General features: G+C 41.9%; 17 protein-coding genes and 1 other annotated feature (1 of these 18 only partly in view). Of the genes, 6 read left to right on the plus strand and 11 right to left on the minus strand.

What is annotated here, in order from left to right; genetic code table 11:
- Positions 1 to 5, minus strand: a binding site (T-box leader); it reaches 233 nt to the left of the window's first position.
- A gap of 148 nt (positions 6 to 153) precedes the next feature.
- Positions 154 to 354 carry a cold-shock protein gene (locus FGL90_RS03030; protein ID WP_010619363.1) on the minus strand — a complete coding sequence of 67 codons (201 nt, stop codon included), beginning with the start codon at positions 352 to 354 and terminating at the stop codon, positions 154 to 156.
- A 174-nt stretch (positions 355 to 528) separates the two neighbouring features.
- Positions 529 to 981 carry a GNAT family N-acetyltransferase gene (locus FGL90_RS03035; protein ID WP_010619362.1) on the minus strand — a complete coding sequence of 151 codons (453 nt, stop codon included), beginning with the start codon at positions 979 to 981 and terminating at the stop codon, positions 529 to 531.
- 96 nt (positions 982 to 1077) lie between these two features.
- Between FGL90_RS03035 and FGL90_RS03040 the strand changes: the two genes are divergently transcribed.
- Positions 1078 to 1494, plus strand: coding sequence for an OsmC family protein (locus FGL90_RS03040; RefSeq protein ID WP_029327511.1), 417 nt, complete (start codon positions 1078 to 1080; stop codon positions 1492 to 1494).
- Between the two features lie 37 nt (positions 1495 to 1531).
- Here FGL90_RS03040 and FGL90_RS03045 read toward each other — a convergent pair whose 3' ends face one another.
- From FGL90_RS03045 to FGL90_RS03055, 3 genes are all read right to left on the minus strand, one after another.
- The gene (locus FGL90_RS03045; protein WP_147656803.1) at positions 1532 to 1849 is read right to left on the minus strand and encodes a hypothetical protein; all 318 of its coding nucleotides are present in this window, start codon (positions 1847 to 1849) and stop codon (positions 1532 to 1534) included.
- A 64-nt stretch (positions 1850 to 1913) separates the two neighbouring features.
- Positions 1914 to 3032, minus strand: coding sequence for an A/G-specific adenine glycosylase (gene mutY, locus FGL90_RS03050; RefSeq protein ID WP_010619359.1), 1119 nt, complete (start codon positions 3030 to 3032; stop codon positions 1914 to 1916).
- Positions 3029 to 3739 carry a MerR family transcriptional regulator gene (locus FGL90_RS03055; RefSeq protein WP_010619358.1) on the minus strand — a complete coding sequence of 237 codons (711 nt, stop codon included), beginning with the start codon at positions 3737 to 3739 and terminating at the stop codon, positions 3029 to 3031. Before FGL90_RS03055 ends, mutY begins: the two co-directional genes overlap by 4 nt.
- A 94-nt stretch (positions 3740 to 3833) precedes the next feature.
- Here FGL90_RS03055 and FGL90_RS03060 point away from each other — a divergent pair, with 94 nt between their 5' ends.
- Positions 3834 to 5504 (plus strand): peptide ABC transporter substrate-binding protein, encoded by a 1671-nt coding sequence (locus FGL90_RS03060; RefSeq protein WP_147656805.1) that lies wholly within the window; start codon positions 3834 to 3836, stop codon positions 5502 to 5504.
- 58 nt (positions 5505 to 5562) lie between these two features.
- On the opposite strand, the gene lysA is transcribed toward FGL90_RS03060, so the two are convergent.
- Genes lysA through FGL90_RS03075 form a run of 3 tightly spaced genes read right to left on the minus strand, consistent with a single transcriptional unit; the run spans position 5563 to position 8269 of the window.
- Positions 5563 to 6867 carry a diaminopimelate decarboxylase gene (gene lysA, locus FGL90_RS03065; protein ID WP_010619356.1) on the minus strand — a complete coding sequence of 435 codons (1305 nt, stop codon included), beginning with the start codon at positions 6865 to 6867 and terminating at the stop codon, positions 5563 to 5565.
- Positions 6868 to 6886: 19 nt separating this feature from the next.
- Entirely contained in the window at positions 6887 to 7201 is a 315-nt protein-coding gene (locus tag FGL90_RS03070; RefSeq protein WP_147656807.1) for a DUF7671 family protein, read from the minus strand.
- A 36-nt stretch (positions 7202 to 7237) separates the two neighbouring features.
- Positions 7238 to 8269, minus strand: a complete 1032-nt coding sequence (locus FGL90_RS03075) for a lipoate--protein ligase (protein WP_147656809.1) — start codon at positions 8267 to 8269, stop codon at positions 7238 to 7240.
- 133 nt (positions 8270 to 8402) lie between these two features.
- Here FGL90_RS03075 and FGL90_RS03080 point away from each other — a divergent pair, with 133 nt between their 5' ends.
- Positions 8403 to 8795 (plus strand): glycine cleavage system protein H, encoded by a 393-nt coding sequence (locus tag FGL90_RS03080; RefSeq protein ID WP_147656811.1) that lies wholly within the window; start codon positions 8403 to 8405, stop codon positions 8793 to 8795.
- Between the two features lie 73 nt (positions 8796 to 8868).
- Here FGL90_RS03080 and FGL90_RS10385 read toward each other — a convergent pair whose 3' ends face one another.
- Both FGL90_RS10385 and FGL90_RS03085 read right to left on the minus strand, forming a co-directional pair.
- The gene (locus FGL90_RS10385) at positions 8869 to 9012 is read right to left on the minus strand and encodes a hypothetical protein (protein ID WP_010619352.1); all 144 of its coding nucleotides are present in this window, start codon (positions 9010 to 9012) and stop codon (positions 8869 to 8871) included.
- A 100-nt stretch (positions 9013 to 9112) separates the two neighbouring features.
- Entirely contained in the window at positions 9113 to 10753 is a 1641-nt protein-coding gene (locus FGL90_RS03085) for a peptide ABC transporter substrate-binding protein (protein ID WP_147656813.1), read from the minus strand.
- A gap of 466 nt (positions 10754 to 11219) precedes the next feature.
- Here FGL90_RS03085 and FGL90_RS03090 point away from each other — a divergent pair, with 466 nt between their 5' ends.
- Positions 11220 to 11840 (plus strand): hypothetical protein, encoded by a 621-nt coding sequence (locus FGL90_RS03090; protein ID WP_010619350.1) that lies wholly within the window; start codon positions 11220 to 11222, stop codon positions 11838 to 11840.
- A 287-nt stretch (positions 11841 to 12127) separates the two neighbouring features.
- On the opposite strand, the gene FGL90_RS03095 is transcribed toward FGL90_RS03090, so the two are convergent.
- On the minus strand, positions 12128 to 12742 hold the full coding sequence (locus FGL90_RS03095) for a histidine phosphatase family protein (protein WP_147656815.1): 615 nt from the start codon (positions 12740 to 12742) through the stop codon (positions 12128 to 12130).
- Positions 12743 to 13085: 343 nt separating this feature from the next.
- Between FGL90_RS03095 and FGL90_RS10470 the strand changes: the two genes are divergently transcribed.
- Together FGL90_RS10470 and FGL90_RS03100 are read left to right on the plus strand one after the other, a co-directional pair.
- On the plus strand, positions 13086 to 13415 hold the full coding sequence (locus FGL90_RS10470; protein ID WP_225423047.1) for an ATP-binding cassette domain-containing protein: 330 nt from the start codon (positions 13086 to 13088) through the stop codon (positions 13413 to 13415).
- Between the two features lie 45 nt (positions 13416 to 13460).
- Entirely contained in the window at positions 13461 to 14597 is a 1137-nt protein-coding gene (locus FGL90_RS03100) for an ATP-binding cassette domain-containing protein (RefSeq protein ID WP_225423048.1), read from the plus strand.
- The last annotated feature ends 258 nt before the right edge of the window (positions 14598 to 14855 follow it).

The following is a 14855-nucleotide window of genomic DNA, read 5'->3' on the forward strand; positions in this document are numbered from 1 at the left end:
TTTTAATTTAAAACTAATCTTAACCAGTTTATGTCCCACTGTCAACCATTAAATCAAAATTTGTTATCTTTATTTTTCTCATAATTCAACTTAAAAAATACAAAAAAAGACTTACCACGAATGGTAAGTCTTCCCGCTTAACATTTAAGTTAATTAAGCAACAGTTACGTTAGCAGCTTGTGGGCCACGATCGCCGTCTTCGACGTCAAGGGTAACATGTTGGCCTTCTTCAAGAGTCTTGAAGCCTTCAGAGTTGATAGCTGAGAAATGTACGAATACATCTGAGCCGTTTTCTAAAGTAATGAAGCCGTAACCTTTATCTGCGTTGAACCATTTAACTGTACCTTGTTCCATAAGAATGAAACCTCCGTTGCGCTATTGCGCTAATTTATTTGCATTTGAAACTTTTGAAAAAGGAGCCATTCTTAAATAGAACGTTGTACCTTTATTCCGAAGCATAAATACATTAACCATAGAATAACAGCTATTTCGTTAAATAGCAACCCTTATTCTTTAATCAGCTTAAAATTAATCGATATTTTTTTGCATATCAAGGTGCGGAATGCCGTCAACTGGGTATACTTTGCTAATTGCTTTCAATCCGAAACTTTCGTAAAAGTTTTGTAGGTAAGCTTGGGCTTGAGCAAGAATCGTGGTTGTTCCCGGATACTGCTTGGGAATTTCTGCTAACAATTTTGTGACTAGTTCTCGTCCTAAACCACCTTTTCTAGCTTCCGGAGCCACAACGACTCGACCAAAGTGAACGACTTTACCCTCTTCAGCCGGTATCAAGCGGGCATAAGCAATGATATTGCCATCAGCATCTTTCGCAAAAAAATGCTTTGAAATCAGATCATCACGATCCACTTCCTGATAGTAACAAGTTTGTTCAACGACAAAGACTTTCACACGTAGTTCATAAATTAAAAACAATTCTTTAGTGGTGAGCTCATCAAAGCTTTTTACGTCAAAATCTGCCATAATTACACCAACCCTTCTTTTTCTAGAAGTTAGTATATCATGATTGCTTTATTGTTGCGAATACAACAAAGCGTCAAATTATTGGAGGTTTTTATTTTGGGAAAATACATTGTTCATTCAACGCTTCGTCCAATCGGAAGTCAGGTCATTAACAAGCTGGGTATCCATTCTTTCCTATCAGACGAGCCGGTAGCGGCAAAGGGAACCGATGCTGCTCCCAATCCTGTACAATATCTATTGGCAGCCGTAGGGAGCTGTATGGGGGCAACTGCACGCGACATCGAAAATCGGGAAGACTCCCTAACAATCAAAAGCTTTAATGTAGACGTTCATGGTGAAACAACCACCTACGCCGATCAAAGTTCAAAAGTAACCCATATCGATATCAAAATTAAGTCTGAAACGAATTTAGATCCAGTTGACCAGCAAACATTTTTGAACGAGGTCGTTCGCCAATGTACCGTTCACTCTTCATTAGAGGGATCAGTGCCAATGGATATTTCATTTGAATAGCAACCAAAAAACGCCTGGAATTTTAATTCCAAGCGTTTTATTTTACGATTAATTCAATTTCACCTTTACGCGCCGCAAAATTAATCCCCAATAACGGCTCCGTCAAAATTTTTTGGTATTCGGAAAGAACCTCATCTGGTAGCGGTGTGTGTACACTAAGTTCCATGATGAGTGAATCTGCAGAATCCGCACTCGAAAAATCAATAAACAGCCTAATCTTATTGATTACATCGTGAAAGAGCTCCGTCATAATTGCGTTTGGCTTCCCCTCCGTGTCGGTAATCAGAATCCGGTTTATCGTCAAATTTTGATGGTCAATTGTTGTCATCTTCAAGACATCAAACAGTGTGTTCATCTAGATTCCTTCTTCCGTTTGTCCTAAGTTGTTGGCTTAATTATACACATCAATCCTCAAAGGGTCATCTATTTACTCGTTCTTTATCAAAAGCTGCAAACAATTTAACTTGAACTTTTGGAATGGGTAAGTCATTTAAATCCGTTTGGGAAACTAATTTTCCCGGGAAATTGCTTAAGTCTGGGGCCTTTTGAAGCTCAGCTCTGTAAAGCTTAATTTGCCATTTTTGATGCGTAAAGGTATGGGTCACGTCCTTCACATCAGCATCATCAAATTGAACCTTTAGCCCATACTCGTCTGCCACTATCTGATTCAAAGCCTCTACAATAGTTAATTTAGGCTGTTTCTCTAAGAATTCCGTCACCGTTTCTTCGGAAATGAGCGGAAATGCCCATAAATCAGCTAGCATCCCCTTACTTGGCCGCTTTGTCAGTAAAACGCTGGTAGCTACCTCGATGACTAAGCCAAATTTTCGCTTTAACACGGGCCGAGGCTTTTTCGTTTTAACCGGATAACTTTCCTCAACCCCATCCAAATAAGCTTGATTAAATGCTCGAACGGGTGAATGCGCCGAATCTGGATTTGCAGCACTCATGTAGGACGAGCCCAAATCCATGATTGCCTGATTAAAATCGCCGGGCCGGGTTGGTGAGACAATCGGTTGCAGAATTTCTTCAAATAGGTGCCGCGTTTGGGGCTTGGCAATGTCCGCATCAATTTCAAGCAGCCTGGCAAACACTCTAAACGCATTCCCATCGATTGCAGGCACAACTTCACCAAACGAAATACTAGCAATTGCACCAGCCGTATACGGCCCAATTCCGGCTAATTTTTGCAATCCAACCGCCGTATTAGGCCATTTACCTTCGTAATCAAACACAACTTGTTTGGCGGCTTTTTGTAAATTTCTAGCTCGTGAATAATACCCGAGTCCTTCCCACATTTTCATTAAATCATTTTCGGCCGCGTTTGCTAAAGCCTCAATCGTCGGGAATCGCTTCATAAACCGCTCATAATACGGAATCACCGTCTTAACCTGCGTTTGTTGCAACATGATTTCCGAAATCCAGACGTGATATGGGTCATGATCTTGACGCCATGGTAGATGCCGTTTTTCTTGATCGTACCAAGCTAAAAGAGTGTCTTGAAAAGCTGCTATTCTATTTTTGGACCAGTTGATCACTTATTTTCCTCCACTTTGGCTTCTAGTGTGATAATCACATCGTTTAATTGATCGTCGGCAGGATTGGTTGGCACCACTTGTTCAAGAATGTCAGAAACTAAACTCAACCCGAGGTGGACTGCATGCCTTGTTAGCTCGTCTATGGCTTCTACCAAATGATCGATGCCAACAAACGTTTCTATTAAGTAATTGCCTGCTGGAAGCTCAATTGTTTCACTCGTTTTCCGTGAGGCGCTCGTCACTTGCCTTGCTGAATCATTTGTTGTTTGCGCAAACAGCTGGCTAACATCTGCTAGGGTAACTTGTTCATCATCCGTCACCTGCTGAAAGTACCGTGTCTGTTTGGCTTCAATTACAAAGTTTTCGTTTGCAACCGGTGCGGAACTTAAGTCAATCAATCGCTGCTTCGTCTCAGTTAACGTTTGAATTTGTTGCGCTATTTCGAGGACTTTTTTCTCGAAGTAGGTTTTTAATTCGCCAACATTCCGATTTCTCTGCAATTTAATTTCCGCCGGTGAAACGCCCACGGTCATCAATTGTTGAATTAATTCAGCGATTACCAACTGTTCAACGCGATATCGTTTATTGCCATTTTTGTCCCTTTTAATTGGACTAAACAAATCAATTTCATCTAAATGGGCAAGTTCGCTTTTGGTCAAATTGACCATTTTAGCAAACTGACCCGTTGTCAATTCTCCTTTTTTCAAGGAACACCTCGTTTCCCGTGGCTACAAGCTTGACACGCCTTATTCTGTCCCCTATTATCAAACTTAGGAGAACATTCGTAAAGGGGTGGTGAAGATGCACCAACGTCGCATTTTAATGAGCATCGTATTTTTGAGTGTGAGTTTATTTATTGTGGGGTGTACCGCCGCTCCCGAAAAGCCTCAACAAAAGACTGACGATAAGGGCGTAATGACCCAAAGACAGGTCCTTAACATTTCCGAAACCAAACCATTAGACACCATTGATATTTCAAAGGCAACCGGGTTTGGTAAGCTTGCTAATTCTACTGAGGGCCTTTACCGTCAGGGCGAAAGTGGCAGCATCGATCCTGGTTTGGCAAGTAAAACGGCCATCTCTAACAATGGTAGGCGCTACACGTTCACAATTAGGAAGAATGCTCGCTGGAGTAATGGTCAAGCCATTACAGCGCAGGATTTCGTCTATTCATGGAAACGAACGCTACATTCTGAAACTAAATCTGATTATACAGATTTATTCATTGGAATCAAAAATGCTGCTGCCATTGCCCACCACCATATGTCGGTCAACCGGCTTGGCGTCAAAGCGCAGGGTAAGCGAACCTTAGTGGTAAATTTGGAACACCCAATTATCTATTTTCAATCGCTGATGGCTTACCCACTTTTTGCCCCGCAAAATGCCGAAATCATCAAAAAAAGTGGATCCCGCTTTGCATCAACTGCCAGTAACCAAGTCTATTCTGGGCCGTTCAAGCTCATTAACTGGAAAAAAGGCGACCAGTCGCGGACCCTTGTCCCTAATCCTTACTATTGGGACCGAAAGCACGTTTATCTTTCCAAAATATCAATCAGAACCATTTCGAGTCCCTCTAGGTCGCTATCTTTGTACAGGGACCAAAAATTAGATTCAGTCGAACTAATTGGCAGACAAATCAAAAATAACTTTAGACGAATGGATTATACGATTCGCCCTTACTCAATGATGATGTTTCTCTCGTATAATTTCAGAAATTCGACGGGTAGTCAGCGTCAGTTACTCAATAACAAAGACTTTCGACTAGCTTTGTCCCACGCCATAGATCGAAAGAAATTAATCTACGACGGCCTACAAAATGTTTCTTTAGCACCACGTGGCTTTGTCACAACTGGTCTAAGCCGAGAAGTGAAATCTGGTGCTGATTTTGCGGGTGTCCAGCGTGCTTCTAGCACCGTAACCGGTTCAACCAAGAAGGCAAAGACTGAGTGGCAAAATGCACTCAACCAGCTCAATCGAAAATCAGCAACCATTAAAATTGTCGTGGTTAATTCCCAATTGAATCACCTTCTGGCAACTAACTTGAAGGAACAGCTTGAAAATAATCTGCCGGGATTAACCATCAAATTTAATTTTGAACCAACCACAGAAGCGGTCACTAACACCTTTAAATCGGGAAATGCAGATCTCATGATTTCTGGTTGGGGCGCCGATTTTTCGGATCCAATCTCATTTCTTCAGATTATGTCCTCGCGCAATCCCTATAATTATGGTGGCTGGACAAATAAGGAATACGACAAGCTTGTCTTATCAGCCATCAGTAATTCCGACAATGACGCTAGTCAACGTTGGAACACGATGCTAAAAGCCGATGAAATTTTGATGAAGGATCAGGGTGTGACCCCGCTTTATCAGCAAGTCCACTCATACTTAGTTAATCCGCATTTGAATGGCGTTGTCTTCAACTCAACGGGTGTGTCTGCGGATTATAAGGGCGCTTATTTTGTGAAATAAGAACCTAACACAGTACAAATAAAGGTCATGACGTGGTTGGGCGTCATGACCTTTCTCTTTACAATTTTTTATCTAATCTTACTAAATCATCAAAACTTTCTCGTTCAACAACTAGTTTTGCTTTGCCTTTTTCAACGAATACCACGGCTGGTCGCGGATTACGATTATAGTTTGAGGCCATTGAATACCCGTAAGCCCCTGTATCTAAAATGGCAATCACATCCCCAGCCTTCGTTTCAGGAAGTGGTTGATTTTGAATTAAAATATCTCCTGACTCACAATATTTTCCAGCAATTCTAACCGTTTCAACGGGTTTGGCTAATGGATTATTTGCCAGCACCGCTTCATATTCTGCCTGATAAAGCGCGGGTCGAATGTTATCACCCATTCCGCCATCCACAGCAACGTAAGGCTTGATACCGGGAACGTCTTTGCGGGAACCAATCGTATAAAGGGAATATCCAGCGGGACCCACGATTGAGCGACCGGGCTCAATCCAAATTTCAGGCGTGGCCAACTGGCGTTCAGTCGTACGAACCTTTACGGCCTTCACAATTGCGTCCACAAAGTCTTCTGGTGCAATTGGATCGTCCGTTTCAGTGTAACGAATTCCAAAACCGCCACCGACATTGATCACCTTGGGTTCGTAACCCAATTCATCATGCCAATCTGCCACGGTGTCGACCAATTTGTTGGCTGCCATGACGAACCCGTTCACTTCAAAAATCTGAGACCCAATATGTGCGTGAACGCCAAGCATGTTCATCCGTGGTTCAGCAAGAACTTGTTTCAAAGCGTCCTGCGCCTGACCAGATTTAATATCAAAACCAAACTTACTATCTTCTTGGCCAGTTTGATCGTACTCGTGCGTATGGGCAGAAATCCCAGGGGTTACACGGAGCATAACGTTTATTTCAGCTGATTTCTCTGCCAAAATTGCTGACAACAGCTTAATTTCGTGAAAGTTATCCAGCATGATGACGCCAACGTGCTGATCAACCGCCATTTCAAGCTCAGCAGTCGGCTTATTATTACCATGAAAGCTGACACTTTGCATCGGGAAATTTGCTTTCATCGCTGTGTAGAGTTCGCCGCCGGAGACAACATCAATGTGGCCATGCTCTTGCGCAATTAATTGATACATTGCAATGGTTGCGAAGGCTTTGCTGGCGTAACTAACCGCGTAATCCACCTTATTTTGTTCAAAAACGGATCTGAATCGATGAATCTGATCCCGAATTGCAGTCACGTCGTATGCTACTAATGGTGTCCCGTATTGCTTGGCCAAATCAAGGGCATCTACACCATCAATGGCTAAGTGACCCGCTTGATTTACCTGTTCCCTACTTAATTGTTCGCTCATCGTTTAACCCTCAATCTCTCTATTTGTCGGTTTCTGTTAGTCGTTGTTCCGCTAGTTTGAGTGCTTCATCACTGATGGCTGCTGAAGTAAACCGCTGCATTGGCGTAAAGCCATGGCGATCCTTAAACGCAACGGGCAAAGTCTTGATGACCGCAATTTCTAAATTGTTTTCAGTTAAAAATACTTGTCCCAGTTTCTTAAATTTGCCCTTGGTATGTTTCCCAGTTCGCCAAGAATGAAAATTAAAGCCAGCCTCATCAATCACATACTGTCCGGATTGATCGGTCGTTACTGGAACGCCAATATACTGTGTTACCTCATACTTGCCCTTCACTTGATCGCCTCAAATTTTAATTATTTTACTATTATACTATTGCAAAATAAGCTTGGCGAGCTGATCTGGGCCATTTTCACCAATTGCGTGCTTCACGAACCGCTTATCGATTGCGCGCGTAATTGCAGTTTCGTCTAGTGAGACGCCCGTCAATAGGTCCTGCAGCTTGTCCGCATGCTTCCGTGAAAGGACATCGCCGTATACGGCCATTTTACTAATTTGATTATTTTCTGTCGCAAAATTAAAAACGATTGCTTTGTCATCAAAAGCTTGACGGCGATACTGACTAAATCCTGGATTGGAGCCGAAATTCCAATTATCCTGATTGTACTTTTCAGCCAACCGCTCATCAATAATCTGCCAATCTTTCTCGCTCAAATGATACGTTTCAATTTGATCTAAGCTGTCAACTTTGAAAAGTTTTAGTAGTAGCTGTTCCCGAAATTCTTCCGGAGTTAACTTCTGATAGTCAGCTGCTAAAAATGGCTTAACATTGGTGATATTACTACGGTTTGATTTAACCCACTTACCATGAATCTTTTCTTCAACGGGGTGAAGTGCGTTGCTTGCGGCGTCAATGTTCATGTCAAACATCAAGGTGCCACCAGCTGCGTACCCGTCGCCGGCTTTCACCATCGTCATCCCCGTAAACTTATGATCATTAATAACCAAATCGCTCTTCCCGCGCAGAACTGCTTGTGAAGCTCCCAGTTCGTGTAAGGCATCCAAAACTGGTTGCGCGAACACGCCATAGTCGCCCCATTTGGCATTATCATCTGTTTCACCAACGACGATATTCTCAAAAATTAAGTTTCCGCGATCATGGTACACGGCACCGCCTCCGGAAGAACGGCGCACCAATTTAATCTTATTTTCGATAAGATAGGGCACGTTGACCTCAGCAAAAACATTCTGATTAACTCCAACAATGACTGCAGGATCGTTAATGTACATGATTAGGCCATGGCCTGGCAGCTTTAAATCGTTAATTAAATAGTTATCGAGTGATTGATTGACGATTGGATCATAAACGGGTTTACCGTTGCGACTAGTATCAATTAAAAACATGAGTTTCCTCCTCATTAACGCGTGATTTAATACACTTAGTTTACTTTGTCACCGTATAAAAGTAAACGCTTCCCTTTCAGCAAAAATCCGTTATACTTTAGGTAATATCTTTTCACAAAGGAGTATCGCACAAATGACTAATTCACCACAACAAACTGGCTTCTGGGCAAAATTAAAATCATTCTTCACGGGTCACTCATCCCGTTCGGCTGCTTTTGAGCCAACCGAAAAGGAAGGCGTCTGGTATTGGAAGAATCCGGATTCTGGAAATACACTGGTTGGCCTGACGAAATTCGCCTATCAGGATATTGGAAACATTACGTTTGTCGATTATCCAACAGCTGAAGATTCTATTGAAACGGATGATGACCTGGTAGAATTAGAGGGCGACAAGGCCGTTGAGAATCTAAAGGCGCCCGTTTCAGGACACATTGTCAAACGAAACCAAGACCTGATTGATAATCCAGAAAAAATTTCAGAGCAGTCAGATCGTGATAACTGGTTGATGGAAATTACTGAAAATTAAGTTAAATGATGCCAAAAAGAGGACTAAATCCAATGGATTTAGTCCTCTTTCAATAGTCAATGTTAGTTGGCAATTAGTTTTCTTTTGCTAGTTTGTCGGCTTCTTCGTCAATCGTTGCAAAACCTGACTTAGTACGCTTTTGAGGATGCTTTGAGCGTTCCTCTTCTGCTTTTTCGATCATAGCTTTACGATCTGCTTTACTTACTTTTCCTGCCATAAGCGATTCGCCTCTTTAATTTAGTTTGTGAGATAAAAACTCCACAACTCCACTGTATCACTTTTTCGGCAATGCGGCACAAATTAGCTCTAATTAAATTTTAATTAATATAGGCGTACTTATAACTCCACTGAGTTCCAGCGGTGTTATGCACAATTCCCTTTACGTCAGAACGTTGTAGGTATGACGTTTCATTTTGATAAAGAGGGGTCATCCCTTGATCTTCACTAAATAAACGACTTGCCTCAAGTAAATCTTGCCAACGTTTGCTTGGGTTATTGGCATCTTGGTCATCGGCTCTTTTGACTAATTTATCGTAGGCCTTATTACTATACTTCCCATAATTGTATGACGTTCCAGTCATTGGAATCTGGAGGAATGAGATTGGATCATTGAAATCTGCACCCCATCCAGAGATTGTAATATCAAATTGGCCCTTTTGACCGTACTGATTAGCTGTTTGCGTTGGAACGGCCTGGATATCTAAAGTAAAGCCAGGTAATACCTTTTCAAATTGTGCTTTAAGGTACTGGGTAACTGCACTCGTTGACGGATCATCATTTGCCGCAGTAATGGTCATCTTAAGCTTCTTTTCCCCAATAGCCTTCAGCCCTGATTTCCAATAGTTAGCCGCCAACTTTTCATTATGCGTCACTGTGTTTTTCACAGCTTGTCCCTTTGAGAAATCCTCGCCATTGTAGCTTGCCAACCCACTGGGAACGAATCCATTAGGCACGGTTGAACCGTCACCAAGAACCTTCTTGGTCAGTTGCTTTCTGTCTATTGCAAGAGAGAATGCACGGCGAATGTCTCGGTTATTAAGCGCCTTTCGATTCGTTGCATCAGGATCTTTGAAATTATACTTCAAATAGAAGATTTGTGAATATGGGTAAGATTTGAACTGTGCATCATCTTTGTAATTTTTAACTTGTTCACTTGAAAGTTCAGTTAAATCAAGCTTCTTTTGACGGAATAAATCTAGTCCAGTTGTTGGGCTCGAAACCACTGTGAAGTTCACTTTCTGAAGCTTTACAGCTTTTTTATCCCAGTACTGATTATTTTTTACGAAGGACCATTTGTTACCAGTTCCGTTCCAGTTCTTGATCTTAAAGGGTCCGGAATAAACCATATACTGTGACTTTGTGGCGTATTTCTTACCATATTTTTCGACCACTTTTTGATTTTGGGGTGCAAATAGTGGATATGCCATCAAAATTTTAAAGTAGGCAATCGGCTTGTCCAAATGAATGACAACCGTTTTACTATCAGTTGCTTCAATGCCTAATTTATCAGGGTTCAATTTCCCTTCATTAATCTTATCTGCATTTTTGATTCCTTCAAACAGGTAAGCATATTGCGATTTTGTACTAGGGGTCAATGTGCGGCGCCATGAATAGACAAAATCTTGAGCGGTAATCTTGTCCCCGTTGCTCCATTTGGCGTTCCGAAGCTTAAATGTCCAGGTTTTACCGTCCTTTGATTCAGTTGCCGATTTCGCAAGTCCCTTTGTTGACTTCCCATTTTTACCCAAACGGAAGAAACTCTCATAGACGTTACCTGTTTGTCCATAACCCGTGGCCTTTGCCAAATCAATTGTTGGCAGTGGTGCCTCAGCACTGAGGTTCAGAACTTGTGGCTTACTTGCTGTGCTACTTTCATTACCACAAGCGGTCAGAAATGCCCCTAATCCAACAACTGCAATTGCAACTAAACTACCCTTTATCCACTTTATATTTATCATAATTAATCCCCAATTCTGACTGATTTATTTTTTATTCGCTATATGGAACCCCTCAACATCCTGCAACAACACGCTTTTTTCATAGCGTTATTCACCTCCAAGAACAAGAAAGAGACCCCCAAATACCGGCACGAACACCGACACTTGAGGGTCTCTTAGCTGCATCAATCAATTTATCCGTTGGTTACAAACGGCTAATAAATTAATTTTGAAGCACAAAAAGAGGGTCCACTTCAGCGTTAACGTACGCAAATTGTGCACAACCAAAACACATATTTTCACAACAGCATTGCATTAACATTGAAGTTTCCCCCTTTCTCTCATAATTTATTAACCTAATATTACCGACCAATTGCCTGATTGTCAATAAACAAATTTCTCGTTTGACACCTCGTTTTGAAAGCGTCATTATAAAAGGTGAAACGTTACACAAGCATTTTTATTAAATTGATTGGGGATGACCAACATGGCAGTAGACAGTATTAATAGAGAAAATGAGCTAACTTTATGGCTATTAATAAGCTCTCCAAGGCCAGTCACAACTAGTTGGATTCTCGACTACTATGACATTGATCTCAATGCACTTCATCAAGATTTGAGCGTCATTGGTGATTTCACCAAGACATTCAGACTTACTTTAAATCCGGAATTCGATCAGCTTTCGATTTTTGGCCATGAAAATGATATTCAGCAAGGGATTATGTTTATCCTGATGGATTTATATTCCCAAACAAATGGCCAGCAAGACCATCTTCCGCAAACACCTTTTGCAAAACAACGGGTCATTGCAAAAATTCATGATGGCGTTAAAAATTTAGCGGCCTTTTCTGATTTAAACGAATCCAGTCAGGTCGACATTACCAATTACCTTTGGACACTAACAATGCGTTATCATTATGGAACTGTTAAGCACGCGGCGTTCCAGCAGTTGTTCACAGATAAACAGGCCAATATGATTCAGGAGTATGATAAGTTGTTTAATTGGTCAAAGGGTATTTTGCATGATTTGGCCCAGCTTTATAAGGATTTTGAGTTTCCTGAATTGGAAGTGTATTTGCTGACGTTGAGGGTGTGGCTGAATAAGTAAGAAGTGTGATACCTTACGCCCCTTTTCGAGCACTACTCATCCGCAGGCAAAAAGTGGCCGAGACAAAACTTTTGTTTTGTCTCGGCCACATCTTTTTACTATTACTTTTCCTAATCGGGCTCCAAAAGGCAACTTCCTATGCCTAACTACGATTAACAAACAATCCAGGTACGGGATTATTCGTTAATCTAGGTTGCGACTTGGACTGTCGCACTTCGACATAGTCCAATCGATATCGTAGCGGAGCGAAGTACGCTCGGAAGCTGACCGCCTTTTATCTCACCTACTCATGATCTCTGATTATAAAATTCTAAATATTGCTTTCCCGTCAACGACTCAACCGTTAGCTTAGTCACACTCGTGTTGGCCGGCTCCGGCAACGTCATTGGATCAGCTGGCTGCAAAGCGTTCAACGTAAATGCCTTAACCGTAAATCCGTGGGTCACGATTATCAGTTTCCCATCCGGATACTTCTTGGTCATACTCTTCGTAAATGCGGCAACGCGTTTTTGAACAGCCTCAAATGTTTCGCCATTCGCAAGTGGCGCATATGCTGGCAACACATCGTGCAGATGGTGGTCGAAGACTTCGGGAAACTCTGCTTCAAGATTGGCATTCTTTTGTCCATCCCACATACCATACGAAATCTCCAAAAGTCGATCGTCATAACTAACTGGCAATTTTGCCGTCTCATTAAGAATCGCTGCGGTCTCAATCGTTCGATGTAATGGACTCACAATCAATCGATCCGCAAATTGAATGTTAAATTTCGTTCGTAGATTTCGAGCTTGCTCCTTACCCCGATCATTTAAGTATGTAAATTTATCATTAATGATTCCCTGCTTGATTCCTGCCAAATTTGCATTCGTTTGGCCGTGACGAACTAGGTAAAATTCAGTCAATTAACGATCACTCCTCATTATCACTTTCTGTCATTATCTCATAACTTTATCATCTTTTTGATGTCATTTCGATTTCAACCTGTATCAACCTACTTGTCAGATTTATTTTCACATGCTATATTACAGATAATAAAGAAATCGGAGGATTTAGGCCAATGCGCATCTAATCATTTTCAACAACAGAACGATACTTTGCAACATGCTGAGTATAACCGTTTATTTAGTGTTGGGATTGATTAACTGCGTGCGGACTAAGTCTAATAGTTGGCACACGCTTACTGATAAGGTGTGCTTTTTGTATACCCTCAAATGCTTAATTGATCCCTTAAAGGGGGACAACCAAATGACACAAATTAAATTAACTCATCTTAAAAAAATCGTTGCTGGCGAACCATTATTCGACGCAACGGACCTGACCGCAACCACCGGAGATGTCGTTGGAATCGTTGGTAATAACGGAACTGGTAAAACAACTTTAATGAAAATTATTGCCCAGCAGGATACCGATTTTGAAGGACAGCGAACCGTTCAAGGCACCCTTTCCTTCGTCCATCAGGTGAACCCAATTACCGACAAAAGTGGTGGTCAAGAAACGATTGCCAAGATTCGTGAAGCCTTGGCGCTTAGACCAGAAATTCTAATTTTGGACGAACCAACCGCTAACTTGGATTAACAGCATCAAGACTGGCTCGTTAAGCAGGTCAACCAGTTCAACGGCTTGATATTAGTCATTTCTCACGATCGCCACTTTTTAACCCAAACTGCGACAAAGATTTGGGCGATCTCAAATGGTCAATATACCCAACTTGATGGTAATCTTGCCAACTTCGAACAACTCACCAAACAAAATCACGCCAATCAACTTCACGAGTATCACCGACAAACTCAAAAGGAACACGACTTAAAACTCGCCGTTCAGTCTAGAAAAGAAAAGGCAGCGAGAATTAGGCGTGGGAGTCGAAAAATGGGCCGAGTGGAGCTGGCCAAAACTAAATCTGCCAGAGAACAAAATGCTGGCAAAATGGAGCGTGGCGCACACGCCCTATTGAGTCGGGCGCAGAATCAAAACTCGGTTGAGAAACCATTCGAAACCTCTGCTATTAAGCTAATGGCCACTGATTTCCCCACCTTTTCTGGTAAAACCGTCGTGAGTGCGAATGATTTAACGCTAAAACCCTATGGAAAAGCGCTTTTAACAAATGGTTCTTTTCAAATTAAGCCTGGAGAACGAGTCGCCTTAGTTGGGCCGAATGGCATCGGAAAGACAACCTTGATAAGGGCTATTCTCGCAGGTCAACCTCATACGCACCTTTCTATCCACGCTAAAGTAGGCTATTTCAATCAAGACATCACTAAGTTACCGCTAAACCAAACCGTTTGGGAATTCATGAAGCGGCAAAGCGTTCTCGACTACGATCGTACCCGCCAAATGATGGGCGCATTTGGACTTAATAGTCCCTTCTATACGCGTCAAATTGACGAGTTAAGCGGTGGTGAACGGGTAAAACTGCAGCTACTCAGTGTGTTGCTCAGTGAAAGTAACTTTCTCATTCTGGATGAGCCAACCAACTTTCTTGATGGCCAAGCACTTGATGCCTTAGCTACCTATTTGATTGCCTATCCGGGCACAGTGCTTCTCGTTTCACATGACGTCGATTTTCGTCAACGGGTCGTCAGTCGAACGCTCAAATTCCAAGATCAGCAGTTGATAGATCCTCAAAAAACGGCCGTTCATGCCGCGAAACCAAGCGACCTGCCCCTGCTTCAGCTGAGGTATGATCAACTAATGACCGCTCCCGAGTCTGACTCCCAAGAATTACAAAGATTAAAAAAACAAATTGACTCTTTAAAATAAAGTTGAAATTCAATTTGACTTCAAAATAGAAATTTGTTAGATTTAGATTAGAAAGTGAAAGGGGTTCTATCATGTTTAAATTAAACAATCAAAATTTAAGTCTTGCCTCTTCCTGGTCTACATTCTCATTTATGTAGGCTAAGCTTTTTGTACCAAAAATGCCCTGCATAGATGAGTCACTCATCCAGGTAGGGCAGACAATCAAGTCTATAAATGGAGTAAATCCATGCCCTCATCGCACTTGCGGTGGGGGCTTTT

This window comes from Secundilactobacillus malefermentans (assembly GCF_008033155.1).
GTDB classification, from domain to species: domain Bacteria; phylum Bacillota; class Bacilli; order Lactobacillales; family Lactobacillaceae; genus Secundilactobacillus; species Secundilactobacillus malefermentans.

Excerpts from the sequence above, each read along its gene's own strand:
- FGL90_RS03030 (WP_010619363.1), bottom strand. The coding sequence starts at position 354 with ATGGAACAAGGTACAGTTAAATGGTTCAACGCAGATAAAGGTTACGGC.
- FGL90_RS03035 (WP_010619362.1), bottom strand. The coding sequence starts at position 981 with ATGGCAGATTTTGACGTAAAAAGCTTTGATGAGCTCACCACTAAAGAA.
- FGL90_RS03045 (WP_147656803.1), bottom strand. The coding sequence starts at position 1,849 with ATGAACACACTGTTTGATGTCTTGAAGATGACAACAATTGACCATCAA.
- FGL90_RS03060 (WP_147656805.1), top strand. The coding sequence starts at position 3,834 with ATGCACCAACGTCGCATTTTAATGAGCATCGTATTTTTGAGTGTGAGT.
- lysA (WP_010619356.1), bottom strand. The coding sequence starts at position 6,867 with ATGAGCGAACAATTAAGTAGGGAACAGGTAAATCAAGCGGGTCACTTA.
- FGL90_RS03075 (WP_147656809.1), bottom strand. The coding sequence starts at position 8,269 with ATGTTTTTAATTGATACTAGTCGCAACGGTAAACCCGTTTATGATCCA.
- FGL90_RS03080 (WP_147656811.1), top strand. The coding sequence starts at position 8,403 with ATGACTAATTCACCACAACAAACTGGCTTCTGGGCAAAATTAAAATCA.
- FGL90_RS10385 (WP_010619352.1), bottom strand. The coding sequence starts at position 9,012 with ATGGCAGGAAAAGTAAGTAAAGCAGATCGTAAAGCTATGATCGAAAAA.
- FGL90_RS03085 (WP_147656813.1), bottom strand. The coding sequence starts at position 10,753 with ATGATAAATATAAAGTGGATAAAGGGTAGTTTAGTTGCAATTGCAGTT.
- FGL90_RS03090 (WP_010619350.1), top strand. The coding sequence starts at position 11,220 with ATGGCAGTAGACAGTATTAATAGAGAAAATGAGCTAACTTTATGGCTA.
- FGL90_RS10470 (WP_225423047.1), top strand. The coding sequence starts at position 13,086 with ATGACACAAATTAAATTAACTCATCTTAAAAAAATCGTTGCTGGCGAA.